Origin of the sequence: Aquimarina besae, from assembly GCF_042434905.1 — a bacterium.
Lineage (GTDB): Bacteria > Bacteroidota > Bacteroidia > Flavobacteriales > Flavobacteriaceae > Aquimarina.
On record NZ_CP170199.1, the window covers coordinates 3,949,105 to 3,974,031 of the forward strand.

The following is a 24,927-nucleotide window of genomic DNA, read 5'->3' on the forward strand; positions in this document are numbered from 1 at the left end:
TACTAGACATTTCAAACTTTTTCAAATCTCAACAAGTTATAAAATACAATTAATTAATAGTACTATATCTTTCGTTCACACTTTCTGATATACTTTTCTACTAATTTCATATCAGGAACTGTGGTGATCTCTCTTTTCTCAGCTTGTTTAAATTTTACTAAGGCTTTTTTATATTCCTTCTGTACATAATAGTATTGGCCTAACACAAAATACGTAGCCCAGTAATTTGGATTCAATGTTTCATATTTCTGAAGCTGTTCTTTGGTAACTTTTTCTTCATTCTCAGTCGCACTTTCTATTGTTCTACTCAACACTCTAAATGCCTCATAGTTAGCATATTTTTGTGAGTAAATAAAAGGATCTTCAGGAATATTTAACGACTCTGAAGCAATTACAACTTCCTCTTTCTTTGCCTTAATTTTTTCAAAAACTTCATCCAGATCGTAGGCTACGAATTCTCCCATTTGATAAGGATTTGTTGAAACCCATACTTTTCGTTCTTCTGGTTGAAATACGATACCGTGATGTGCTAACATCTGATTCAAAGCTTTTTCATTTCCGTACCCTATTAGTTTATTATCAATACCGTCTCGGTTTCTTAAAATAGCTACTGCTTTTTCAGGGTTTAACTTATCATTTTCAGATAAAAGCTCTGTCATTCTCTTATACCGATAAAAAGAATGGCTTTCAAGGATCGCTTTTTGGTTTCTTTTGTCATTAGTATAGGCTTCACTTTGAAAATGATTAGCACATACTAATTGATTCGAATTTGGCACTTCATACACCCCAAAGTTATCCGGAGCAACTTCGATCAATGCAGCTCTTTTATCTTTTGCACTGCCAATCATTATGGATTCTGATACGAATACTTCTCTCTTTCTAGCGATCTCGACTGCTTCCTCGATAGTAGAAGCATATTGTAGTATTTCTCTGGTTAGTATTGAAATCGGCGTTTTTGCTATTAAAGGAATTTTAGATTTTCCTGCGTTAATCGTGACTGTTAATCCTTCTTCATTCATTCCTGACAATGCTCCCATCATTCCCGCCCATCCATAGGTCATAAATTTATATCCTTCTGAAGGATTCATAAAGGTGACTAACTTTTCTTTAGAAAAATCATCTCCCGCATAGAAATCAAAATTACGTCCTATAAGCAACTTACCATCTACTGTCTTATCATCCCACGCAGCAAAAGAGGTACATCCTACTAACATCAAGTCTTGCAATGCGTGACCAATATCATGTGCTCCGTGCGCATATAACATTCTCACATAAGGCTCTGCAAAATCATTATACTCATCAGAAGCGTATCTAGATACACCGTAGATTTCGGTTTTATACTCTTCCGGAACATTAAGGTGTAACTTCCGATTATACCAAGCCACAATTTTACTTAAAAATCTTAAATAGCTTTCTGAAGGAATTAAATCTGTAATTTTTCCTATAAAAGCATCTTCCTGAATTTTGATCAATTCTCTGCTAAGACTTCCGGCAGCTATTCCTCTTTCAAGAGGTTCACCTTCTAGATAAAGCTCCCATAATCCCTGCTTATTTTTACGAAGAAGATTGTTGTTTAATGTGAAGAACGTTTTACTGTGTTTTATCCTTGTTGTATCTACATTTTCGATTCCAGTAATGTCAGGCCTTGCCGCTAATGATTTCTTCACACCACAAGAAGACAAAAGCGATATAAAAATCAAGAAAAGTATATGATGAACAATATTCTTCATTATGAATCGAGCAATTCTTTTTCTGCTAAAGTATCTTTAATACGTTGCAATAAATGCTCTTTGCCAACCAATTCTCCACAGGTTACCACTGCACTTATCGTTACTCCCAAAACACCGTGCATATTTAAACCCTGGCCGGTAAATAACAGATTAGGAATTTTTGTTCTAGGAGATAAAAATGATTTCATAGGATTATCAGCATCTTTGGCAAAGCCATACATAGAACCTTCATAACATCCTATGTAGTCTCTATAAGATAAAGGTGTTGATGTGTGTACTGATTTAATACAAGACCTAATGTTAGGAAACTTTTTCTCGATTTCTTTTAGATAAGCCTCAATCTTTTGTTGTTTGAATGCTTCATAATCTTCTCCTCTATCATTTTTTTGAGCTACTGTGTTAAAAGTATCAGCCCAAGGTTCCATCTCATCAAACCTCATGTAAGCAATAGAAGTCAAATTCTCTGCAAATCCTGGGTTTTTAAGATCTTCATTAGTAGAAATCAGGTAAGCTTCGGGCCAACTCTCCTCAGTATAATTTTGAGTAGTCCATACTTTATCTGGTGTGTGGGTATGGTAATAATTTTTATTTATGTAAGGAAATGTTCCTTTTTCAAAAACAATATATAGACTAAATGAAGAAATAATACTTTCTGTATTTTGTATTCGTTTGTAATACAAATTTCTAAAATGTTCCTTACCAATTATTTGCAAGGTTAGCTTTGGATCTACATTAGAAATGAAGTTATCCGCATAAAAGGTATCACCTTTTGTTGTAGAAACGGATACAATCTGTCCATCTTCAAAACTAAAGTTATTTACTTCTTGATATTTATAGATTTTCCCGCCAAGCGCCCTAAACCTTTTAACCAATAGTTTAGCGATCTGACTTCCACCCTGAATGCATCTCCAGGCACTTTCCATATATGAATTAATAGATAGTGCGTGCACATAAAAAGGTGTTTTATCAGGATCACCTGCATACAATAAATTTGACCCTGCCAAAACTGCTCTTAGTTTTGGGTTCTCCACCACACTATTAATATAATCTTTTGCTTTGAGCGTTAATAAATCTTCACCATAGTACCGATCTCCGTGTTCCAAATTGTAGAGCGGGAATTTATAGCAAGTATCTCTTACTTTACTTACATATTTTTTGATTCCCTCTTCCTCTTCCGGAAAAAACTTCACTAATTGCTTTACAAAATTATCGTAACCTTGTGCGTGTGGATACTCTTTTTCATCATCATCGAAAGTGATCATATCATAACCATCGATATCCATTCTTTTCAATTTTAGATCATCCATGATACCTAAATACTTAAAGTACTGATATAGATTCTGACCTTTATCCAAACCTCCTATATAATGAATGCCCGTGTCGAATATGCTTTTGTCTCTAACAAAAGTCTGCAGGTTTCCTCCGAATTGGTTATTTTTTTCTAGTACGCAAACGGTCTTGCCTTCTTTTGCAAGTATATTTGCAGAAACCAATCCACCCAATCCACTTCCGATAATTACAACATCAAATTTATCTTGCATTTACTTAATTCTATTCAAAACTATTAACCCAACCTCCTGAATATCTACTTTATAAGCAGTTTTTAACGATTCGGGAATATTATTATACTCAGAAAATAAAATAATCTTTTTTACATTTTCTGAAATCAAATCTTTTATGTTTTGTGGTTGTATTGGTGTAGTTGTATGTAACAAAAATACATCAAATTTTAACGATGTCAAATCTTCATTTGATTGAAATATGACATTATTCCGAATAGTGGAGTAACAGTTTTTAGCAATTGTTAACTTTTCATCGTCCGTAATGATTCCTTTTAATTTTGCATAAGGCCTTTTAAAACTTAGATATAATAAAAACTGTCCATAGTCATCACTTAACTGTAAGACGCTATCTTTATGTTCGATGAAACTTGCCGCCTTATAATATTTTTCTTTGTTCTTAGCGTAATCGGATTGAATGCTCTTAAAACAATTTTTATATCTATAATTATCTAATAATGCTTTTTTATAATAATCAATACCTTCTAGGTCATTTTGTAACTCAAAATATTGCTCTTTAAAATATGCACTTATTTTTTTGGTTCTTTCTGCATAACCAGTTCCAAATTCTTGATTATCTACAGTAATTCTTGGTAAAATCTTTAACTGAATTGCACCATCGTGGATTATAAAATCTCCTTTAGGAGAAACCTGTGCATTACCATGAATGACTACGGGCAATATATCTAGCTTTAATTCCTGAGCCAAATAAAATGATCCTTTATGAAATCTACTCATCTTAGCCGTATCTGTTCTTGATCCTTCCGGAAATGCTATAAGCGAATATCCTTGTTTTACCTTTTCGCGAAGATGTTCTACTCCTCCCTCAATACCTGAAGAAACCGGATAAAAACCGGCCAATTTAGCAGCCCTACCAAAAACCGGATTATCGTATACCCAATCTTTTACCAAATAAATTAATTTTGGATACAGCATTCCAATAGAAATAATATCTAAAAAGGATGAATGATTTGCTATTATGATACACTGCTCGCTAAAATCTTCGTTAGTTGGATTAAATACTCTCTTCTTTACGAATGGATTAGAATATAATACGGATCCCATAAGTTTAGAAACAATTTTATGAAAAAAAGCCATTTTCTTTTTCATACTTACAGGAAACCAAGGAATGATGAGGCTACTCAATATTGAGATAATAAATCCTCCTATAATAAAATATCCAAAACTAAAAATAGACCACAACGTTTGACGAATTCTAAGCGGTGTTAATCCTTTTTTAACCCGGTTGGTAATAAAAAGCCTAAAGAGCATTGGCTGAATGGTAAATGAAACCAAAACTGCTGATATAATTCCGATTAAAGAAACTATAGAAATAGATCGAAGGGCAGGATGTTTTGCAAATATCAAAACCCCTACCCCTAAAATTGTGGTAATTACTGATAGTAATATCGAAGTCTTATAAGTAGGCAACTCTCTAACATCATAGGTATACTCTTTAATCAGTCCATTGGTGATAAAAATGCTGTAGTCAACACCAAGACCAAAAATGAACGTAGAAATGATGACATTAAAAATGTTGAAATCAATTCCCAACATCTTCATAACTCCCAAAGTAATTACCCAGGTAATCGCAATAGGTAATGCTGTCAACAAGGTGAGCATTAGATCTCTGTAAAAAAATAGCAACAACAATATCACTGCTACAAGAGAATATGCTATCAATGAGTTAAAATCATTCTTAAGGTTTCCTAATAATGTTTCATTTAGTTGTTTGCGATCAATCACAACAGTATTAGCCACTTTACTAAGAGAAGCATTGATCATATCAGCGTTCTTATGATCTACTTTTATTGCAGAAAGGACAGTCGAAAAACCCTCTTCATTTGTCACAAACTCATCAAGGTATAATTCTTTGATATTTTGATATTCATTAAAACTTATAGGGTTGATTTCATCATTAAGAGCTGTGTAAAACTGATTAAATGTCTTAGGTTTGAAACCCACCAGGCTTCCCTTTTCTTTTAATAGATTAGTTATCGAATCTTTTCTTTGCTCTGTCCAGAAATCATTCCATAGCTCAATCTTTTCTACTTGTGCTTCCTTTGAAAGAACGACTCCTCCTACCGAGCTAAAATTAATGATTTCATCTACTGATTTCTTCTGCTCTAGCGTTTCAAACAGTTTATTATTGGCATTTAATGCCTCATTGAGTGTTTTACCATGTGAAACTACATAAATTGATTTTGCTTTATTATTATTGATTCTATCTAGATCTTCTTCAGCAGCCAGTAGTTCTTTTGGTTGATAATTCATAGTATTGAGATCTGTATTAAATCCAACTTTATGAAAAAGAAATAAGCCTACAATAAAAACGATCCCAATGATCGAAATCAGTACTTTGTTTTTATGGAAATCTGTTTGAGAAATTTTATCAATAAATGTTTTTCTTTTGGCTTTTTTACTTTCAGAAAACCGATATACCTGCGGAATGAAGATCAGTGCAAAAATGGATGCTCCTACTACGCTTACAGCTGCAAAGATTCCTAAATCATTTAACGCTTCAGATTTAACAAAGATCAAACATAAAAAAGCTACCGCCGTGGTCAAACTGCTCATAATTACAGGAAGAGATACATCTCTATATAGCTCTTTTACATCATTATTATTCCTGAAGTGTGTGAGAATATGTAATGAATAATCCAAAGTTATTCCTAATAATACAGAACCTATACCCAATGATATTGCCGATATTTCTCCCTTTATCAAATACAGTATAGCTATGGCCATAACCGCTCCAAAAATCGTTGGTGTAAATATGATTAATGGAACTGCTAGTTTTCTATAAAAGAAAATTAAAATAAGTAATAGAATACTCAGAGCAATACTAACAGTAAGCTGTATATCTCTTTTGATCTGTTTGGCGTTGGCAACGGCATATAACGTGGCTCCAAATAAAGTGGCTTCAGCTTGCTCTGAAAACTTTTTATTAATAGTCGCGGTAATTCTTTTCAGCTTTTCAACAAAAACTGTGTTTTCTCCGGTTTCATTGGTAGCCAAAGCTGGTGTAAGAAATAACAACAAATTCTTTCGGTCTTTAGTTATTAAGAAACCATTGTATAGATCATAATTATCTCCTAGCTGTAATTGAGCCAATTTTTGAAGTCCCTTCGGGGTTAAGGATAAAGGATCCTTTACAATAAACTTCTTAGTCACAATACCTGTGGGAGAAATCAACGCTTTATAATTATTCTCAATGATCGTAGTAATAGAGTCCGGATTAATCTTACTAGCTATCTTTTCATAGTCTGTTTCTGAAAGAAAAAACGGAAGATGTTTATAGACAAAATCATACAATTCCAAGACGTTATCATCTACAACTTTTCCCTGAATTTTATCTACATACTTTGAAAGATGAGCATTAATCGAGTCAATATAGACTGAAGCATATGCTGTAAGATCATCAGGGTTTTCTCCTTTATTAGCTATATTAACTACTATCTTATCTGCAAATGAAACAGTTTTTAGAACTTTCTGTGTTATCTCTGATTTATCACTGTTAGGAATTAATCTGGTAATATCTTCTTCAAACCCAATATTGCTTGCCAGAAAGGCAAATACCGCAAAAACACCAACAATTATTGGCCATGAAATTAATTTATGTTGTCTGATATATTGGTATATAGAAAGAAAAAACTTATGCATCTACAGCATTACTTTTGGATTTGCGAGAGCTAAAATACAAATACGCAATGAATCCTGAAATCAAAGATACTATTGTTGCTAAAATAAAACTCCCCAAAACATACTGGCCAAGACTTTTAAAAACATCTGTTCCTGACTTGATATCTTCAATGTTTAGTGTTGCATCCATTTCTTTTCCCATGGCAATCGCTCCTATCTGATAACTACCATAAATGATAAACGGAATGAACGGAGGAATACTGATATTGGAAAATAAAAATGCAATGGGTCTGTTTAGTTTTAAAGCAATTGCTATCGAAATTACCAAAACGGTTTGAAATCCCCAGAAAGGAGCAATTCCGATAAATAAACCTAATGCTATAGCACTTGCTTTTTTTAATGGCGGATCGTCACTTCTTAATACATTTTCTCGCCAATATTTCTTAAATCCTTTTTTTTTTACACGCTGTACAAGTCTTTTTGGTAAATAAAAAAACAGCGTTAAGGTAACTAACCAGGTGTTTAGAATACTAATTCGCGTAAAGTCCTTAAAAGGTCTAAAATGTGATACTCTCTCTGTTTCATCATATAAAACCTGAACGGGTATATTGCGAACTTCTACATTTCTCCAGGCAAGCTTTACGATTACCTCTATTTCTAATTCAAACTTGGTTGTAAACAGTTTTAGTTTATTGATCTTGTTTATTGGATATAATCTATAACCTGATTGTGTATCTTTGAGCTTAATACCGGTTTCTACATAGTACCAAAAGTTAGAAAACTTATTTCCAAAGCTACTTTTACCTGGAACCGAAGGATCATCCATATTACGTGAACCTATCAATAGTAATGGAGTTTCGGGATCTTGCTTTTCTAATGCCTCTAAAAAAATCGGTAAATCACTAGGAAAATGCTGACCATCACTATCAATGGTAATCATATAATCATATCCTAAAAGATGAGCTTGCTTGAAACCCTCTCGCAGTGCCATTCCTTTTCCTTTGTTCTCAGCAAAAGTGATAATAGTAATGGACTCTTGATATTTTTCTAAAATAGTAGCTGTATCGTCTGTAGAACCATCGTTGATAAGAATAATTCTATTAGTGTATTTCTGTACACCTTGAATTACTCGATCCAATGTTTTCTGATTATTGTATGTAGGAATAAAAACACAACAATTCAGTGTTTCAAAACGATGATCATATGATGCAGTTTGGGTCACAGTACTATTTTTTCCATTGCAAAAATAGTATAATTATAAAATAGAAGAATTACCGATTTTGGAATAATTATAGATTCAATAAAAATTACTTTTCAAAAACCTCAGAAGATGACATAAAGCCCTTTATAAATTCTTTTAATTTCGGAGAATTGACCTTGTCTATATGACTTAGAAGATAATTTTTATCTTCCTCTATATTCCTATAATATCTTGTAATTTTCGGAGCATTACTTTGCACACTTAGTCTGATCATCCTTAACTCGATATTATTCGGATCGGCTTCAATTGCAGTTTCTATTATTTTTTTTCCTTGTTTAAATAGAGATATCTTATCTCCTCTTTTTTCAGAAAATGAAGCTTTTAATGTTAGCGCACATCCATAATACGCTTTTAAAACCAAATCGTTCTGATAGTCTGTTTTTTCTATATACTGTAGAAACTTCTCTGTGTTTTCTTTAGAATCTTTAGCAAATCTATATAATTCTCTTACTGTTGTGAGGTCTCCAACAGATGTATTCGTTAAAAACAAACCAATAAATACAACTAAAAATTTCATAAAGGACTTATTTATAATTTTACAAAAGTAACTACAACTTTTAAAGCTATAGTTTCACCATATTGTACGGTACTCTTCACTTTGATTTCTTCATCACTATCAGTAAAATCATTAATTATAACTAAATCCGGGGTTTTTTCCGGATTGATTACTGCCATAAATTTTACATTAGAGGCTTTCTTCATAAATAAAGAAGAACCTGTTCGATTTTCAGTAATTTCTTTAATCATCTGTAAGGTACAAACTCCAGGAGTAACAGGATTTCCAGGAAAATGCCCTTTAAACACATCACTGTCTGGATTTAACGTAATAGACGTAGTTTGTATACCATCCCTTACAGTATCTTTATTAATTTTATATAAATCGGCGATTAACATGTTATTTTTTTAGGAAGTTTAATTCTATTTTCAGTTTGATATTTTTATGATCGATATGTACGTTATTAGCTATTTTATCTTCGGAAACATTATCAAAATGTATGATAAATTTTTCCTTTCTTTTAGAGGCATGAACTATCTTCACTAACCTTTGATCAGATTGATGATAAAAGTAATAATTAATACGTTTATCCATTTGATTTTCAAGAACATTATATACATCATTATAATATTTATTAGCAACCGCCCCCGTCTCTTTTACCAATAACGAAAAGTCCTGAATTAAGGTGTTCAAAATAATTTTCCTGTCAAGCTGTTCTATGATCGTCTTGATTTTGTAGGTGTCTTTTTCAAACTCTATGTCAAAAAATGTGCTGCCAAATTGCGAAGTAAACACCATGCGATGTTTTTGATCAGTTATCTTTTTTAAAATTAAAATCCCACTAAATTCGTTACCGTAAATATTTATATCTGCTTTATAAACATAATCAACACTCTTGTCAGAAAAATATGGATTAGTGATCCTTTCTCCTGTAACAAGCTTGGATGGCGTAAAATTCTTAACAGTTGTTACTTTACAACCAAAAACAGTAAACAAAAAGATACTAATGAGAAAAAACCGCATCCGGAATAGGTTCATTTACAGATGTATTTTGAAAATTGATAAGCGTATAATCATCAGAAGGCTCTATGAGTTTAACACTTGACACTAAATAATCATTAGCATCAAAGCTTAATATAATCTCCTTAAACATATTTTCTAATGTTGGATCTTTTGGCAATAGTTTTGCGATATACTGATTTTTGTCTTTAAAAAAACTCATCGAAAACTGAGTGTCATCAAGCATATCACCACTTACGCTTTTTGCAATCAAATCATTCAATTTCTTAAAAACTTTGTTAGATGCCAGATTGATATCGCTTTTCTTTCCTGCATCATTGATAAATAATTTTTTTTCTTTAAAAATCACACTGTACTCATACGGTTTAGTATAAGACCATTTAATAATATCAGGAGCCTTAAAATATAAGTCTCCGCTACTTTCTATATCATTAGAAAGAAAATCTATATGTTTTAGCTGTACAAAAGTATTTACAATGGTTTTGGACTTTTGCGCGCTTTCACTTACTTCTTTCTTAAAAATATTCGATTCAGAAGCTGAAAGTTTTACTTCCTGAGCTTTTATTATTGAAAAACATAAAAAATAGCTAATATATAGTAAACTTCTAAACATAGGCTTGTATTGAAAATAGTTCATCTACGGTAACGGTTGTAAAATTATTCTTCTGCAAAAATAGCAACAATTGTTCCAATACTGTCACCGTAATCGTTTTTGTATCGTGAAGAAGTATAACATCACCATTTTTAAGGTTTTTTGTAACTCTTTTTAGTATCATTTTTTCAGAAGGAATGGTAGTATCAAATGATCTTTTGTTCCAACCGATTACTATATGTCCGGTATTTTTAACAGCTCTTGCTATTTTGGGATTCGTAATACCATAAGGAGGCCTAAACAATAATGGTTTTTGCCCAGAAACTTTTTTGATGATTTTATCTGCTTCTGTAATTTCTTGAGTAAACTTATCTGTGCTATAAAGATCAATAAGTTTATCGTGAGAAAAAGTATGATTACCTACTATGTGTTTGGCTTCTATAATTTTCTTCAGAATTTCAGGATGTTTTTCTACCTGTTTACCAATACAAAAAAAAGTACCTTTAACCTTATACTTATCTAGAACTTTAAGGATTTCTAGTGTGTTCTGGTCTGGTCCATCATCAAATGTAATCGCTATCCTTTTACCTGACACGTGAGGATTTCTACTTAAGCTTTTTAAAAAGTAGCCAGATCGTATATTGGCTACACCATAAGTAGTAATAAATAACCAAAGAAAAGCTAGAACAATTAAACTCCACCACGGGAATTTATTGAAACTTACTGCCCAGATCAACAAGATACCGGCAATTACGGATACAATATTAACTATGTGTCTGATTAGCATCGTTGTAACAACGCTATACTATGGTTTTTTCCTAAATATTGATTATACAAAAGTATATTTTCATATTTTTTTGAAGTTACATCATTTACTTTAAGGATCTCTGGAACCTCATTAGTTTCAAAAATTTTGCAGCCCAGCCAAAATCCAAAACTAGAAGCTACCGGATAATCTCCTATTAAATGTTTATAGCACAATTGCTCTGTATCCTCAAAAATAGTAGTTTGTAAATGCTTATAGTAACGGTCAAAATTAATATCTCCATTATTTCCTAGAACGACTGCATCGATATCGTCTATTGATAGTTTTTGACGTGTAATAAAAGTATTTATGGTTTCTTTAATCTCTTCTTCGCTGCCTATACTGATGGTTTCTATATCAACAATTTTAGCAAGACTTTTATCCGTCTTTTCTCCTCCCACTACCAAAAATGTCGATCCTTCACTGTAAACTGTTCCCGTGGTGGTGGATTTTAAAAGATTAAGGACATCAACAGCACCCTCCTTAATCTGACCATCGAGTAAGTGCAAGCGCGTAGAGTTTTTTGCTACTTCATCAATACCACCTACCAAAATATTTTTTTCAGGTTCTTCGGACAGCATTAATTGTGCATCCATCAAAGATATCTCAAAAGAAGCGGCACCTTGAACATATGTCACATTATATGCCTTACATCCTAAGCCCAAAGCCACCTGACCACCAACGGTATTATGCGTTGACTGAATAAACAAGGTTGGTGTTAAAAACTGTTCATCATTATGAAGAACATTTTCTAAAAATTTCTCAGAATCCTGTTTACAACCCATTCCGGTACCAGTAATAATTGCATCAGGCATTTCTACACCAGACTGATTCAGTGCCATGGATGCTGTCGTAACCCCCATCTTTACAGATTTTGACATACGGCGCATGGCTGCAGGTTTAATATATTCTTTGTAGTTAGGATCGTGAGCTCTGAATATAGATTCTTTGTAGGAAATAATCTCTTCTAAAAATGTATCGGGATCTGTTGTGGGCTGCGCAGAAATACAAGCTATACCATTAATAAAACAATCGTTCATTATTTTGTAAATATTAAAGTGGAACAGTTGCCTCCAAAACCAAAAGAATTCGATAAAATAGTATTCATTTCTTTAGAAATAAGCTCAGTTTGTGGAACCAAAGAAAACTCTTTCATCTTAGTTTTAAAATTTAGATTAGGAAAAATAAGATTTTCCCGTAATGATAGCAGTGAATATACAGCTTCTACAGAACCCGCTGCGGCAAGTGTATGTCCTGTAAACGCCTTGGTAGAACTAAAAATCGGTGTATTCTCTTCTCCAAAAATTCTAGTCATCGCTACTCCTTCAGATAAATCATTATTGGGCGTAGCGGTTCCATGAGCATTTACATAATCAATATCTTCTGCCTTTAGATCAGCAATTTCTAATGCCTTGTTCATTGCCCGATATGCTCCTTCTCCATCCGAAGATGAAGCTGTTTGATGATAAGCGTCATTGGCATTTGCCCATCCCGCAACACGGCCTAAAACCTTCTTGTTTTCTTTTTCAACGATGGCATCGCTTTCTAAAACTAGGAATGCTGCAGCTTCACCAAGATTTAACCCCTTTCTGTTTTCGTCAAAAGGAGTGCATTCTGAATCTGATAAAATCATCAGAGTGCCAAATCCATTTATAGTAAACTTAGACAGCGCATCTGTTCCTCCTACAATCATTCTATCAATTTTTCCGGCCTGGATCATTCGGGCGCCTAGCATAATTGCATTTGCTGCAGAAGAGCAAGCAGTACTAATGGTGGAAACATAGCCATTAATTCCTAAATAATTAGATATGGATTGAGTAGTAAAGCCTGCGTGCTGTGCTTGAATAAATCTCCTATTATCCTCAATTTCGGTATATTCCAAATAATATCTTTCTGTTGTATCCATACCACCTACACTTGTTCCGGAAATCAAACCGGTTCTGTACTCATGGACATCAGAAATATTGGCATTCTGCATTGCTTCTTTTGCCGCAATAGCTCCAATCATTGCTGTTCTAGAAAAACTATGCAAAGGGTCTAGACCTAATTCTTTTTCCAGCTCTCTGTTTGATTTCTTTATCTCACCCACCATAATTTCGTCACGGTGACGTGTCTCCAACATCTCTATTCTAGAAATTCCGGGAGATACTGACTTCAAAGCATTAAGATTTTCTTCTACAGTATTTCCTATAGAAGATATAATTCCCATACCAGTAATGGCAATGCCTTTATTCATATTATTTTGTACGATGTTTTGAAATATAATCGGCCATTACGCTAATAGACTCAAATATTGCTTTACCCTCTTTAGGGTCTTTAAGTTTGATCCCATAATCCTTTTCCAATAATACGATTAGTTCAAGAGCATCAATCGAATCTAATCCTAAACCGTCACCAAAAAGCGGATCATCATCCCCTATCTCACTAACCTCTACATCTTCCAGACTTAATTGTTCTATTATTTTTTCTTTTAGCTCCTCTTTTAACTCAGCCATAACTATTGATTATATAAATTATTTAATTCTTCTTTTGTTAGCTTTTTTTTACCTTTTTTTGAAAGAAAAGCCAAAAATACGTCATATTTATCATTATCCAAATCTACCCAGCCACAAATAACATTACTCGCTTTTCCTGTTTGCATCAAAACTTCTGAATAGCTAGTCATAAAATCAGCATTAAAAGTATCGGTAACAAAAAATGCGTTTTCGCTTTTTAGTTTATTTTTGATGCTTATCTCACCCATAATAATATTAGGGAGCGTATAGACAAACACCGCAGGAGATGGATAAAAATTACTTCGATCTTGAATACTTTTCTGATGTTTTCTATCAGTATCAAGACTGGATGCTTTGTTTGAAAACACTAAAGCTGTCTCCTGATCTACATAACCCATATCTTTTAGCAAAATCTCTGAAGCCAAAAAACCTAACTTACACAACTCATCCATTTTGTGAAATTTAGGATATTTTAATTCCAAAAAATTATAGATTCCTTTTGCTAAATCTTTCAGGTTTTCGGATGTTGAATCTTCATAGATCTGCTTTCCATTTTTATAAACCTTTTGATCCCGAAGCAAACAAAAATCAGATATGTAATACTTTTCTTTATTCACTATGCTTCTTTTTCAATGATCAATGCTACATTACACCCCCCAAAACCGGAAGCTGTTTTTAAGACTCTATGCAACTCTTTTTTGTCATTCTTTGAGATTACATTAATAGGTTTTGATACTCCTAATTCTTCAAATCCCAAAGAAGCAAACAGTTCATTATTTAATAAACAATGTCTTGCTATTATACTTTCTATGAGAGCAGATGCTCCTAATGTATGTCCGTAATATCCTTTAAGACTATTGATGGGGATTTGTTGCATTCGTGCTCTGTTAAAAGCAATGGCTTCCATCTCATCGTTAAATGGAGTTGCGGTTCCGTGGGCAGTAATATAATCAATCTGATGACTCTCCACACCAGCCTCGTTTAATGCTTTCATTACACTAATATAAAGTCCTTCTCCGGTTCTTGAAGGACCCGAAATGTGATTTGCATCATTTGCAGAACCATCTCCTGTAATACATATTGGTTGTTTTGTTACGTATTTCTTGTTAGCACTAAGCCACGCACAAGCAGCCGCTTCTCCAAGACTAATTCCGGTTCTATGTTTACAAAAGGGTTTGCAAGCTGTCTCACTAACTGCTTGAAATGAAAAAAATCCTGAAAGCGTAAATTCAGACAATAAATCACCACCTATAACCACAACATCTTCAAAGCGTTCTGCCTGGATCATACGCTTACCTATTGCCAGGGCTAATCCTCCAGAAATACAGGCATTTGATAATACTACGGGAGTGTTATTTAATTTAAAAAAATCCTGTAAAGTTTTGGAAATATTGCCGAGATATGCTTTCTCTTCAGAACCACTTCTTAGGCTATTTATATTACCTTTGGTTGTGGAAATAATCACTCCACATTTGGTAATATCCAGCGACGGATTGTTAGCCAATAATTTAGAAACAGATAGTAACATCATCTTTTCTAACTTTGAATAGTTTTTGCCAACTGAAACTGTTTTCCACGCTTGTGAGAGTGTATCGTTATCAATTACGGAACCAAAAAAAGGTTCTGACCATATTTGGTCATCGTCAACTTTTTTAATCCCGGTTTGGTTAGCGCGTAGCTGTTGGATATTTTCTTCAGTAGAAAAACCAAGTGGAGAAATAATATTATCTGAAACTAAGTAGACTTTCCTCATATTAATCCAACTTTACGTTTCCAATCAAGAAAAAATTCAGGAGTAGTCAATGACATATTTCCATCCATATCTAAGAATACTTGTGTTGTTTCACCGACGCAAACAAGCTCTTTATTTTGGTTAAATACATTATATCTGAAAATCATTTTTGCAGCTGGGCTATCTACGTAAATAGTCTCTACAGTGGCAATATCTCCGTACTTCAGCGGCAATTTATGACTACAATTAGAATTAACTATTGGTGTCACGAAGTCATTATCCTTAAAATGTAAATACGATAACCCGTGAGTTCTACCAAAGGCTTCTCTACCTTCTTCAAAATAGGTAATGTAAATTCCGTGCCAAACAATACTTAGTGGATCACAGTCATTAAACCTGACTCTTACCTCGTGTAGGTGTTTGATATCTGTTATAACTTCTTTAGACCGCTTTTTTCTTTTCATAGTATAATATAGCGATTACGATAGTACTAATAAAAAAACCAATAAGCAAACCAATTTCAGGAAGAATATCTACCAATCCTCCTTTTCTCAAGAAACAGTCATAAAAAGCTTCTAATCCCCAGTTCATTGGAGATATTTTAGCTAAGATTTGCATTGTATCCGGCATTGCAAAAACAGGCACCCACACTCCTCCTATGGCTGCTAACAAAACAACCAAAACAGCACCAAATGGCGCTGCCTGTTCATGAGAACTAAAAACAGTTCCTAATAAAATTCCCAATCCAGTAGCAGCTAAGCCTGAAGCCAATGCTACAAGATACAACAACCATAGTTGATCTCCTAAATCCAAAACAGGCAAACCTAGTTTTGGGAATACAAAAATACCGAGTAATAAAATTAATGTAAATTGTAACAAACTAACCATTAAAAATAAAAATGCTTTACCACTGATAATGGTTGAATAACTAACAGGTGTTGTTTGTAATCTAACAAATGTACCTTGCCCTTTTTCATGTACCACGTTTAATGACAAAGGCAAAATGGTAAAGAAAATCGCAAATAGTGTCCAAGCAGGAATATTATGCTGTACAGAATTAGGTATGATGGATTCTCCAGACAAAGAGGGATTGATTTGTTCGTATTTCACAAAATTATCTCTATTAAAGGACTTAAGGCTTTCAGACTCACCTAATTCTCTTTCAAAAGCTTCATAAATTGATTTAGTTTCAATATTGGCCACCAATTTATCTACAGCAAAAATAACAGAGCTTCTAAAAGTTTCCTGAGTAATTGGATCAAAATAAAGTTTCACTACTTTACTTGATAATGCTGTTTGAACATCTCTCAGCTTTGTTGAATCCTGAGCTCCCTCAAATTCTTCCAGAATTTTGTTAATATTTTTGTCTATTTGACTCTGAAGTTCTTTGCTTAATCCTTCTGGGATAATGACAGCCAGCTGATAATCACCTGAAGCCACTAATTGACTTGCTTTTTCTTCTGTCAAAGGAATATTATCTATTTTAGAAACCGGCTCCAGAAATTCAATATTCACAAAACTTTTATGAATTTCATCAGACAACTTACCTTTATCCTTGTCTACAAGAAGTATTTCAATAGTATTGCTTGTTACAGATTTAAATGTAGCATCCTGTATTAGGGTAATTGTTACTACTAATATTATTGGCATTAAAAATAAAATAACCAAGCCTCCGGGATCCCGAAACAACAATAGAAACTCTTTCTTTATGGAAGCTAAAAATCTATGCATAGTCACGTAATTCTCTTCCCGTATGAGCAATAAATACATCTTCTAAGTTTCTCGCTCCTTCAGTCTCCGAAATCAATGTTTCCGGTGTGTTTTCTGCAATTATTTTTCCAGAATCAATAATCCCTACCAAAGAGCACAGATCCTGAGCTTCTCGTAAATGATGTGAAGTGTAGATTATAGTTGTTCCCGATTTGTTAAGCTCCTTAAGCTTTGTAGTTATTGCCTGTTTTGATTGCACATCTACTCCGACTGTAGGTTCATCCAAAAACAACAACTCAGGTTTATGAAGAATTCCGGCAATTAGATTTACCCTTCTTTTCATGCCACCAGAGAACGTTTTTACTTTTTTATCTGCAAAAGGAAGCAATCCTAATTGATCTAGGTGCTCTAAAACTTTTGGTTTTAATTCGGATTTTCTCATTCCAAACATACTCCCAAAGTATATCAAATTTTCCTTGGCAGTTAACTTTGGATATAAAGCGTATTCCTGTGGCACAACCCCAATGATCTTTTGAATTTCTTTAGTATTCGTTTTAAAACTTTTTCCAGAGATAAGCACTTCACCAGAAGTTGGTTTAACTAAACCGCATAGAATGGAAATTAATGTAGTTTTACCTGCTCCATTGGGGCCCAGTAAACCATACACTTCTCCTCTATTTATTTTCAAATCCACGCCATCTAAAGACAAAAAGGTAGCACCCTTATATTGTTTAGAAACCTGTTTTATTTGAATAAGAGGAATTGTGTCCATTCAAAAAATTATTTTATAGCTTTCTTAAGATCTAAAAAGAAAGCCCTCTCTGCCAATGCAATAGCATCCAACTTATCCGCTATTTTGTTATATGCGTCTGTTTCTCTACTTCTATTTTTATACAATCTAGAAGCATCAATTGCAAAATCCCTCCATTGATCTCCGATAGCTGTCATTTCTTTTGACAACTCTGCTAACCTTGGGTTTTCCATTATTATCGCTGCCTCTTGCAAAAACGCAGCAAAAATAAATCGAAAACCTCCTCCACCAGTTCCTATTTCTTCTTGCATACGCACTAATTGTCCCAAGTAGTGATTCGTTTTTTTGACTCCAATCTTATCTGGCCATTTTCGAATTCTTTTAGCGACATATCTTATTCCTCTATATCCCACAATCGGAACCGGAGCTAACATATGTCTATAAGCTTGTTTAATGCCCTTAGTAATAGCTTTTTTAAGATCTACATTATCGGGTAACTGCGTTGGATAATAAATATGACCGTTAGGTGCAAAAGGTCCTTTGGCAAAGCGCACTTTCTCTAATTCTTTTGAGGATAGGGTGGTAACTTCAGGCATTACCGGATCACTAATCAAATAATTATCTCCTTCTTTTCCATACACCACTAAATTATGCGCATTGAAATGAAACCTATATTCATCAGGGAAATAGGTTAAATTATAAACACCAACCTGTAAACCCACAGGATTGTTTTTAGACAATTCTGCATCTAGGGTTTGTTGTGCCTTATCGGTAGATTTAAATTTATGTCGTTTAATTTTAAAACCAAGTCTTTTACTAACTCTTGAGAATATGAAACCAGGCACCGGCCTAAAACTAAACATGGGTGCAAAATTTACTTTGATAAAAGGTATATAAATAAAGAAAACCCCTGAAGCGATACCAAAAACCATAGGTTCACTTACTTTGAGACCATTATAATTCAATAAATTAGAAACCACTCCATTTTCACAATGAGCGGATTGATTGTGTTCAAAGTTTATTTTCAAATCTTTGGATTTTTAAGTTCTTCTAAAGAAATTTCGAACGCTTCTGCATATTTCTTTAATGTTTTTTGACTTAGTTTTTTAAAGTTTTTAGCCTTTAAATGTCGTTTTACTCTCCACTGCCACAACCCAACATATCCTGATAAAACTACTACATCCATACGCTGTAGTTCCATATAATATGCAATAGGACTAAGCTCTCCTTGTTTTATTTTTTGGATAGTTTCTTGAAGTTGTTCTTGTATTAATTCTAACGATTCATTAAGTGCTATAGTTTTAGCATCCCAGCCAGAACTCAGCGCTTTTCCATATTTTCCTTCATTGTCCACAGCATATACTACTTCCTTCATATTGGTATGAGAAAAGCAACTTTCATCTTGAGGTACATCTTCTTTTTTCATACTGCTTAATTTTAAGAGTTATTTAGGCAATGGTAATTGCTTTAAGCATCCACGATGATGGTTTTCATCTCAGAGGATGCTATTAACTTTCCTTGTAGGTCCTTCACTTCAATTTTAACCAGAGAAACCAGCATAATCTCAGCGATTATTTCTACGGTAGTAATGAGCTCTGTTCCAATTTTAGGCAATGTATAAATTGTAGCGTGTTTAATTGAACCAATAAATCCGGTTTTAGGTTTTTCGTCTTTTCCACGATTAATAAAACCACGGTAACCCCGATGCAAAGCAATACTTTGTGCCATATTTTCTATGAGTCCTCCTTCTGTAAAATATTGATCTGAGGATAAGATATTATCAGATGTAATTTTTAAACCAGAAATCACTTTTTCCGAATCAAAGTACAGTAATTTATCAATCATCACAAAAGGATCTTTCTGTGGTATTAATTTTTTGATAAAATCAATATCTGTGATGGTATCTTCTAGCTGGTTATCCATTAGCACACGGTAAGTAAGATGTGAAAATACGAAAAACGACCGCTTTCTGGAACAAGAACTAATATCTTTTCTCCTTTTTTTAACTTTCCAGAATTCTTTAGTTCATCGATCATTAGGTAAATTGATGCTGAACCTACATTACCAACTGTTTTAAGATTGGTAAACCATTTTTCTTTCGGAATTCCAATACCTTGAGCTACCATTTCATCATTCAATTTCCCCTCAAAATAAAAAGAAGACATATGTGGTAAAAAGTAATCCACGTTGTCAATATCTAAATTATTTTTAGTTATTGCATCCTTTAGACTCAAAATCGCCTTTTTTACGACGTGTTCATCTAAGACTTTTACATCTTGTTTAAGAGAAAAGATAGAATCATTAAGCCATTCTTTTGGAGTATAGTCAGTCCAGGGCTTCAAAGAACCATCTTCTTGTTTTTCACCACCGGCATACATACAAGCTTCCAGTTCATAGGCGTAAGAATAAGCTTGCATCCAGTCGATTCTTAATGGGGTTTCTCCATTTGGTTCAGACTCTAATAAAAACGCTCCAGCACCATCAGACAGCATCCAACGTAAAAAATCTTTTTTAAAACCAATTACCGGAGTTTCTTCCAAATTTTTAAGATTATCAATCTCTTCATTATATTTTTGTGATTGCATCCAGCTGGAAGATCTTTCAGAACCTGTACAAATTGCGTTATTAGTATTACCGGATTTCACAGAAAGAAAACCATATTTTAGAGCACTCATACCAGAACAACAAACTCCAGATGCTGAATTGAGCTCAATACTTTCTGTATCCAATAATCCGTGAACCATCGAAGCGTGAGAAGGCAGTAAATTATCTGGTCCGGTTGTTCCACAAGAAAGCAACTCTATATCCTTTTCAGAAAAACCATCTTTACATAAATTTTTAATTGCTTCTTTAGTAAGCTCAGCATTATTGTGAGTCACTTTACCTTTAGCATCTATTGCATAGTAACGTTCTTTAATGCCATTATTTCTCAAAACAATCCTTCTTGCTCTTGATGGCTGATCATCAATCATACCTAATCTCTTCTCCATTTCATCATTAGAGACGGGCTCATTTGGCAAGAAGTGCCCTGTTTTTGTTATGTAAACGTTCTTCATAAATAAGGATTACCTAACGTAATCTTGTTGATTGATAATATTTAATGTCTTTTTTTATGCGTGCATAAAAAGGTAAATAAGTGAACAAAAATATAATAAAAACTATAGGTACAAAAACCCAAATAGCAAATTGTAGGTAATACTGAAAAAAGTTTAACCATTTTGCTCTTGCTTTTGGTGATTTTAGCCCTACTTTATATATATGCGCTGACCATTTACTAAAGATATGATTTCCAGATTTATCTGACCGGATTAAAAAAGGTTTTATTCTAACTGCACCGTGCTCAACTAACTCCTCCTGTAGTGATCCGAAATTTTTCTGAAAAAGATGTTTTTTAATGATAACTCCATACTTATCTGCTTCATTTATATCTTTATCAGAAACACCAGGTTTTGGAAAAACACCTAAATATTTTGTTTTCTTTCCTCCCATCATCCAATGCACGATGGTAATCACGCTGATATGATTCCAATGTCTATCAACAAAAGCAATGTTCCCAACTAATTCGGCTTTACAATCCACTAATAATCTTTTAACTTTCTCTTGTGTTAAAATCCACATATTCCTTGATGCATTCACGGTAATGACAGGAGTATTGGCGATCAATGCCTTGGCATCGTCACTTTTGAGAAAAGAATTTATGGGAATTGATGGTGAAAGGTACCAAACTGTATACCCAAGTATCACTAAATCATACTTTTTAGCTTTTACCTCTTCCGAAATTGGGATATTTGGTTTTGCAACTTGTAGGTATGATTCTGGAAAAACCTGTAAAAAGTCTTTCTTGTTCCAAGGAAACGGATAAGGGTTTTCTGGACAAATCTGCTGTACGGTCAACGAACAGTTTTCATCTCTCTCTAATGGTCTAATCAAGTTAGCCAATATTTCGCCCAGCTGACCACTTTGGCTATAATACAAAACGAGTATATTTTTCATACATTAGGTATTAAGATCATCCCAGTAGTCATAATAATTGAACCACTGCAAAGGATACTTTTTAACCATAATTTCAGTATTTCTAATATATTCTTTTAACACGTGACTAGGTTTTACAGAGGTTTCCGCAAATTCGGGTTCCCGTGCATATAAATTATATTGCTTACCAGAACCTTTCATGATATACATAAAAAGAATTGGCTTTTTCTTCCTGGCTGCCAATTTATAGGGACCAGAAGGAAACTTAACCGATTTACCTAAGAAATCTTGTTCTAAAAATTGGATACCTTCTACATATCTATCAGCAGCAAAAACAATCACTTCTCCATTAGCCAAAACATCATTCATCTCAAATATATGTGACATATCCTCTTTAATCACAATAAATTTCATTGTAGTATCGGTAGATACTGCCCCAACGTATTGTTTAATTTGCTCGTTTTCTTGATCGGTTACCATGAGATTAACACCTGTATCGGTCATATCAAACTCGTCAAAAAAATAGCGTGCAATGTTGAAGCTACCTATGTGACCGCTAAAAACAACTCCTCCTTCTTTTTTATCCAAAAGATCCTGAATCTTTTCCCTACCATCATAGGTAAAACTAAATTTATCTTTTAAACCAAAAGAAATAGCAGTTCTATCAATGAGAGTTTGCCCAAAAACAAAATAGTTTTTATAAACACTCATCAACGACTTCAATGAGGATAATTTCAATCTTTTTCTATAGAAATAATAACTCGCCTTGGTTGTTGAATAAGAAAACACAACATAATAGGCCGCTACAAATATCAAAATAGAATATGCAGCATTAAGACCTAAATTCTTTATAAAAAATATGAATATTTTATATCCTAAAGGTGTTCCTTTAGCCTTACCTTCCCAATGGGCCATTATGTCTTTTAAATATTGACTTTACGTTCTATTAAATCATAAAAATCCTTAAAGCTTTCAACACCCACAAAATCATCTCCTACTAGCTTTACTCCAAAAGTAGCTTCAATAGCTACTACCAAATCTACATAATCCAAACTATCCAGATCTAATGTTTCTTTGAGGTTGGCTTCAGGAGCAATTTCATCAGCTTCAACCTCGAATTCTTCGATTAAGAACTCATCAACTTTTTCGACAATTACACTTGTTTCCATCATTTTCTAGTAATTTTTTTTCTATTCTAAATCTTTTTAATGACGATTGCAGAATTTGTGCCCCCAAACCCAAATGAATTTGACAAAAATACATCAATTTTTTTATCTATTGTTTCTTTTGCCAAATTTAACTTTGCTGAATCCTCATCCGGAGTTTCCAAATTAATATTTGGTGCAATAAATGAGTTATTCATCATTATTAATGAATATACAATTTCACTAGCTCCAGCCATCCAGCATTCGTGTCCGGTCATGGATTTAGTTGAACTAACATAAGGTTTTGATCCCCCAAAAACCTCATTAATAGCCTTCGCTTCATTTGCATCACCTATCGGTGTTGACGTTGCGTGCGCATTCACATAGTCAATACTTTCTGGTTGAATGCCAGCCTGCTCTACAGCGCGTTTCATTGCTCTGGCAGGTCCTTCTTGGTTAGGTGTCGAAATATGATCCCCATTAGATGAAAAACCATACCCAACTACCTCTCCTAAAATGGTAGCTCCTCTTTTTACAGCGCTATCATAAGACTCCATAAACAAAGCAGCTCCACCACCACTTGGTACTAAACCATCTCTTTTACTATCAAAAGGTCTGGATGCTTTGGTTGGATCCGCTTCATTAATAGAAAAAACACCTAATCCATCAAAACTACCAAATGCATAATCATTTATTTCTTGAGCTCCTCCACACAATACGTAATCCTGCAATCCTTGCTTAATCAAAAGATACCCCATTCCAACAGAATGAGATCCACTCGCGCAGGCAGCACTGATAGTAAAATTAACGCCTTTTAATTTAAAAACCGTAGAAAGATTCATTGTCACAGTAGAGTTCATGGATTTAAAAACCCCTCCTGATCCTACTAAAGTAGTGTCTTTCTTTATTCTAATTTTATCAATAGCTTCCATTACAGATTCTGCAGTACTATCATTACCAAACAGGATGCCTATTTCTTCATTATCTAAAAACTCCTGATCTACACCTGCCTGATCAAATGCTTGTTTTGTAGCTATGTATGCATACTCAGACTCAGAACCGAAGCTAACACGTTGCCTTCTGCTTAATTCTTTCTTTAAATTAGGTGTAGGCACTATCCCTGTTAAAGCTGACCTATATCCAAACTCTTTACGAGAAGGTTCAAAAACAATACCAGATTTACCTTGATACAATGATTCTTTCACTTCATCCACATTAGTACCAATACAAGAATAAATTCCCATTCCAGTGATAACTACTCTTCGCATACCTAATTATGAATAAATTCCTCCATTTATATTTACAATTTCTCCTGTGATGTATGATGCTTTCTTTGAAGCTAAAAAAGCCACTAAATCAGCTACTTCTTCTGCTTCTCCAAAACGATTAACCGGTATCATTCGCTTTAGCTCTTTTTCATCCATCTCTGCTGTCATATCAGTTTTTATAAAACCTGGTGCTACAGCATTTACTGTTATTTTTCGCTTAGCAACTTCCTGAGCTAATGCTTTAGTAGCAGCGACCAAAGCACCTTTTGTAGCCGAATAATTAACCTGTCCGGCGGTTCCTTTAACACCCGAAACCGACACCACATTTATAATACGTCCATAACGATTAGTTAGCATCTTTTGTATCAAATGATTTGTTACATTATAGAATCCATTTAAACTAATATTCAAAACGTCATGCCAATCATCTGGTTTCATCCACATAAATAATCCATCTCTTGTAATACCTGCATTGTTCACTATTACCTCTATAGTTGCATCAGGATTAGCTTCGATCCAATCATTCAAAACCTGATGTGTTTCTTTTAAATCAGCCACATTAAATTTCAGCAAATCACACTGCCCTCCTTCATCCTCTATTAGTTTTTTTGTTTCATTAGCAGCATTATCATTAGACTGATAATTTATTAACACAGGATATTCTAAATCCTTCGCTAACTTTAAGGCAATTGCTCTTCCTATTCCTCTAGATCCACCGGTAACAAGGGCGTATTTCATCTACAACATTG

At 33.8% G+C, this 24,927-nt stretch carries 26 protein-coding genes; all 26 read right to left on the minus strand.

Annotated features, from left to right (window positions below; genetic code table 11):
* Positions 1-62: 62 nt before the first annotated feature.
* The 26 genes from ACE94K_RS17535 to fabG all read right to left on the minus strand — a co-directional run bounded on the left by ACE94K_RS17535 (position 63) and on the right by fabG (position 24,916).
* Entirely contained in the window at positions 63-1,730 is a 1,668-nt protein-coding gene (locus ACE94K_RS17535; protein ID WP_378175347.1) for a C45 family autoproteolytic acyltransferase/hydolase, read from the minus strand.
* Positions 1,730-3,271 (minus strand): phytoene desaturase family protein, encoded by a 1,542-nt coding sequence (locus ACE94K_RS17540; protein WP_378175350.1) that lies wholly within the window; start codon positions 3,269-3,271, stop codon positions 1,730-1,732. Before ACE94K_RS17540 ends, ACE94K_RS17535 begins: the two co-directional genes overlap by 1 nt.
* Positions 3,272-6,952 (minus strand): 1-acyl-sn-glycerol-3-phosphate acyltransferase, encoded by a 3,681-nt coding sequence (locus ACE94K_RS17545; RefSeq protein ID WP_378175353.1) that lies wholly within the window; start codon positions 6,950-6,952, stop codon positions 3,272-3,274.
* Positions 6,945-8,153: a DUF2062 domain-containing protein gene (locus ACE94K_RS17550; RefSeq protein WP_378175356.1), complete on the minus strand. Its 1,209-nt coding sequence runs from the start codon at positions 8,151-8,153 to the stop codon at positions 6,945-6,947. The genes ACE94K_RS17545 and ACE94K_RS17550 overlap by 8 nt, the downstream gene beginning before the upstream one ends.
* Before the next feature lie 85 nt (positions 8,154-8,238).
* The gene (locus ACE94K_RS17555) at positions 8,239-8,709 is read right to left on the minus strand and encodes a hypothetical protein (RefSeq protein ID WP_378175358.1); all 471 of its coding nucleotides are present in this window, start codon (positions 8,707-8,709) and stop codon (positions 8,239-8,241) included.
* An 11-nt stretch (positions 8,710-8,720) separates the two neighbouring features.
* The gene (locus tag ACE94K_RS17560) at positions 8,721-9,086 is read right to left on the minus strand and encodes a 3-hydroxyacyl-ACP dehydratase (protein WP_378175361.1); all 366 of its coding nucleotides are present in this window, start codon (positions 9,084-9,086) and stop codon (positions 8,721-8,723) included.
* A gap of 1 nt (position 9,087) precedes the next feature.
* Positions 9,088-9,711 carry a hypothetical protein gene (locus ACE94K_RS17565; RefSeq protein ID WP_378175364.1) on the minus strand — a complete coding sequence of 208 codons (624 nt, stop codon included), beginning with the start codon at positions 9,709-9,711 and terminating at the stop codon, positions 9,088-9,090.
* Complete coding sequence (locus ACE94K_RS17570) at positions 9,692-10,321, minus strand: outer membrane lipoprotein carrier protein LolA (protein ID WP_378175367.1); 630 nt, start codon at positions 10,319-10,321, stop codon at positions 9,692-9,694. The genes ACE94K_RS17565 and ACE94K_RS17570 overlap by 20 nt, the downstream gene beginning before the upstream one ends.
* The gene (locus tag ACE94K_RS17575) at positions 10,314-11,087 is read right to left on the minus strand and encodes a polysaccharide deacetylase family protein (RefSeq protein WP_378175370.1); all 774 of its coding nucleotides are present in this window, start codon (positions 11,085-11,087) and stop codon (positions 10,314-10,316) included. The genes ACE94K_RS17570 and ACE94K_RS17575 overlap by 8 nt, the downstream gene beginning before the upstream one ends.
* Complete coding sequence (locus ACE94K_RS17580; protein ID WP_378175373.1) at positions 11,081-12,145, minus strand: beta-ketoacyl synthase chain length factor; 1,065 nt, start codon at positions 12,143-12,145, stop codon at positions 11,081-11,083. Before ACE94K_RS17580 ends, ACE94K_RS17575 begins: the two co-directional genes overlap by 7 nt.
* Positions 12,145-13,341 carry a beta-ketoacyl-[acyl-carrier-protein] synthase family protein gene (locus ACE94K_RS17585; RefSeq protein ID WP_378175376.1) on the minus strand — a complete coding sequence of 399 codons (1,197 nt, stop codon included), beginning with the start codon at positions 13,339-13,341 and terminating at the stop codon, positions 12,145-12,147. The genes ACE94K_RS17580 and ACE94K_RS17585 overlap by 1 nt, the downstream gene beginning before the upstream one ends.
* A 1-nt stretch (position 13,342) precedes the next feature.
* Positions 13,343-13,600, minus strand: coding sequence for a phosphopantetheine-binding protein (locus ACE94K_RS17590; protein WP_378175379.1), 258 nt, complete (start codon positions 13,598-13,600; stop codon positions 13,343-13,345).
* Between the two features lie 2 nt (positions 13,601-13,602).
* On the minus strand, positions 13,603-14,217 hold the full coding sequence (locus tag ACE94K_RS17595) for a 3-oxoacyl-ACP synthase (protein ID WP_378175382.1): 615 nt from the start codon (positions 14,215-14,217) through the stop codon (positions 13,603-13,605).
* Positions 14,217-15,353: a beta-ketoacyl synthase N-terminal-like domain-containing protein gene (locus ACE94K_RS17600; RefSeq protein WP_378175385.1), complete on the minus strand. Its 1,137-nt coding sequence runs from the start codon at positions 15,351-15,353 to the stop codon at positions 14,217-14,219. Before ACE94K_RS17600 ends, ACE94K_RS17595 begins: the two co-directional genes overlap by 1 nt.
* Positions 15,350-15,796, minus strand: coding sequence for an acyl-CoA thioesterase (locus ACE94K_RS17605; RefSeq protein WP_378175388.1), 447 nt, complete (start codon positions 15,794-15,796; stop codon positions 15,350-15,352). Before ACE94K_RS17605 ends, ACE94K_RS17600 begins: the two co-directional genes overlap by 4 nt.
* Entirely contained in the window at positions 15,774-17,063 is a 1,290-nt protein-coding gene (locus ACE94K_RS17610; RefSeq protein ID WP_378175391.1) for an ABC transporter permease, read from the minus strand. Before ACE94K_RS17610 ends, ACE94K_RS17605 begins: the two co-directional genes overlap by 23 nt.
* The gene (locus ACE94K_RS17615) at positions 17,056-17,814 is read right to left on the minus strand and encodes an ABC transporter ATP-binding protein (RefSeq protein WP_378175394.1); all 759 of its coding nucleotides are present in this window, start codon (positions 17,812-17,814) and stop codon (positions 17,056-17,058) included. The genes ACE94K_RS17610 and ACE94K_RS17615 overlap by 8 nt, the downstream gene beginning before the upstream one ends.
* A gap of 8 nt (positions 17,815-17,822) precedes the next feature.
* Positions 17,823-18,821, minus strand: a complete 999-nt coding sequence (locus ACE94K_RS17620) for a BtrH N-terminal domain-containing protein (RefSeq protein WP_378175397.1) — start codon at positions 18,819-18,821, stop codon at positions 17,823-17,825.
* Positions 18,818-19,219 carry a hypothetical protein gene (locus ACE94K_RS17625; RefSeq protein WP_378175400.1) on the minus strand — a complete coding sequence of 134 codons (402 nt, stop codon included), beginning with the start codon at positions 19,217-19,219 and terminating at the stop codon, positions 18,818-18,820. Before ACE94K_RS17625 ends, ACE94K_RS17620 begins: the two co-directional genes overlap by 4 nt.
* 41 nt (positions 19,220-19,260) lie before the next feature.
* Positions 19,261-19,716, minus strand: a complete 456-nt coding sequence (locus tag ACE94K_RS17630; RefSeq protein ID WP_378175403.1) for a hypothetical protein — start codon at positions 19,714-19,716, stop codon at positions 19,261-19,263.
* Positions 19,716-20,849, minus strand: coding sequence for a beta-ketoacyl-ACP synthase III (locus ACE94K_RS17635; protein ID WP_378175405.1), 1,134 nt, complete (start codon positions 20,847-20,849; stop codon positions 19,716-19,718). Before ACE94K_RS17635 ends, ACE94K_RS17630 begins: the two co-directional genes overlap by 1 nt.
* A 13-nt stretch (positions 20,850-20,862) precedes the next feature.
* Positions 20,863-21,786, minus strand: a complete 924-nt coding sequence (locus tag ACE94K_RS17640; protein ID WP_378175408.1) for a flavodoxin — start codon at positions 21,784-21,786, stop codon at positions 20,863-20,865.
* A 3-nt stretch (positions 21,787-21,789) separates the two neighbouring features.
* A complete protein-coding gene (locus ACE94K_RS17645; protein ID WP_378175411.1) occupies positions 21,790-22,680 on the minus strand; it encodes a lipid A biosynthesis acyltransferase in 891 nt (296 codons plus the stop codon).
* Between the two features lie 8 nt (positions 22,681-22,688).
* Positions 22,689-22,934, minus strand: a complete 246-nt coding sequence (locus ACE94K_RS17650) for a phosphopantetheine-binding protein (RefSeq protein ID WP_378184308.1) — start codon at positions 22,932-22,934, stop codon at positions 22,689-22,691.
* A gap of 26 nt (positions 22,935-22,960) precedes the next feature.
* Positions 22,961-24,178, minus strand: a complete 1,218-nt coding sequence (locus ACE94K_RS17655) for a beta-ketoacyl-[acyl-carrier-protein] synthase family protein (RefSeq protein ID WP_378175414.1) — start codon at positions 24,176-24,178, stop codon at positions 22,961-22,963.
* Between the two features lie 6 nt (positions 24,179-24,184).
* Positions 24,185-24,916: a 3-oxoacyl-ACP reductase FabG gene (fabG, locus tag ACE94K_RS17660; protein ID WP_378175417.1), complete on the minus strand. Its 732-nt coding sequence runs from the start codon at positions 24,914-24,916 to the stop codon at positions 24,185-24,187.
* Positions 24,917-24,927 lie beyond the last annotated feature (11 nt).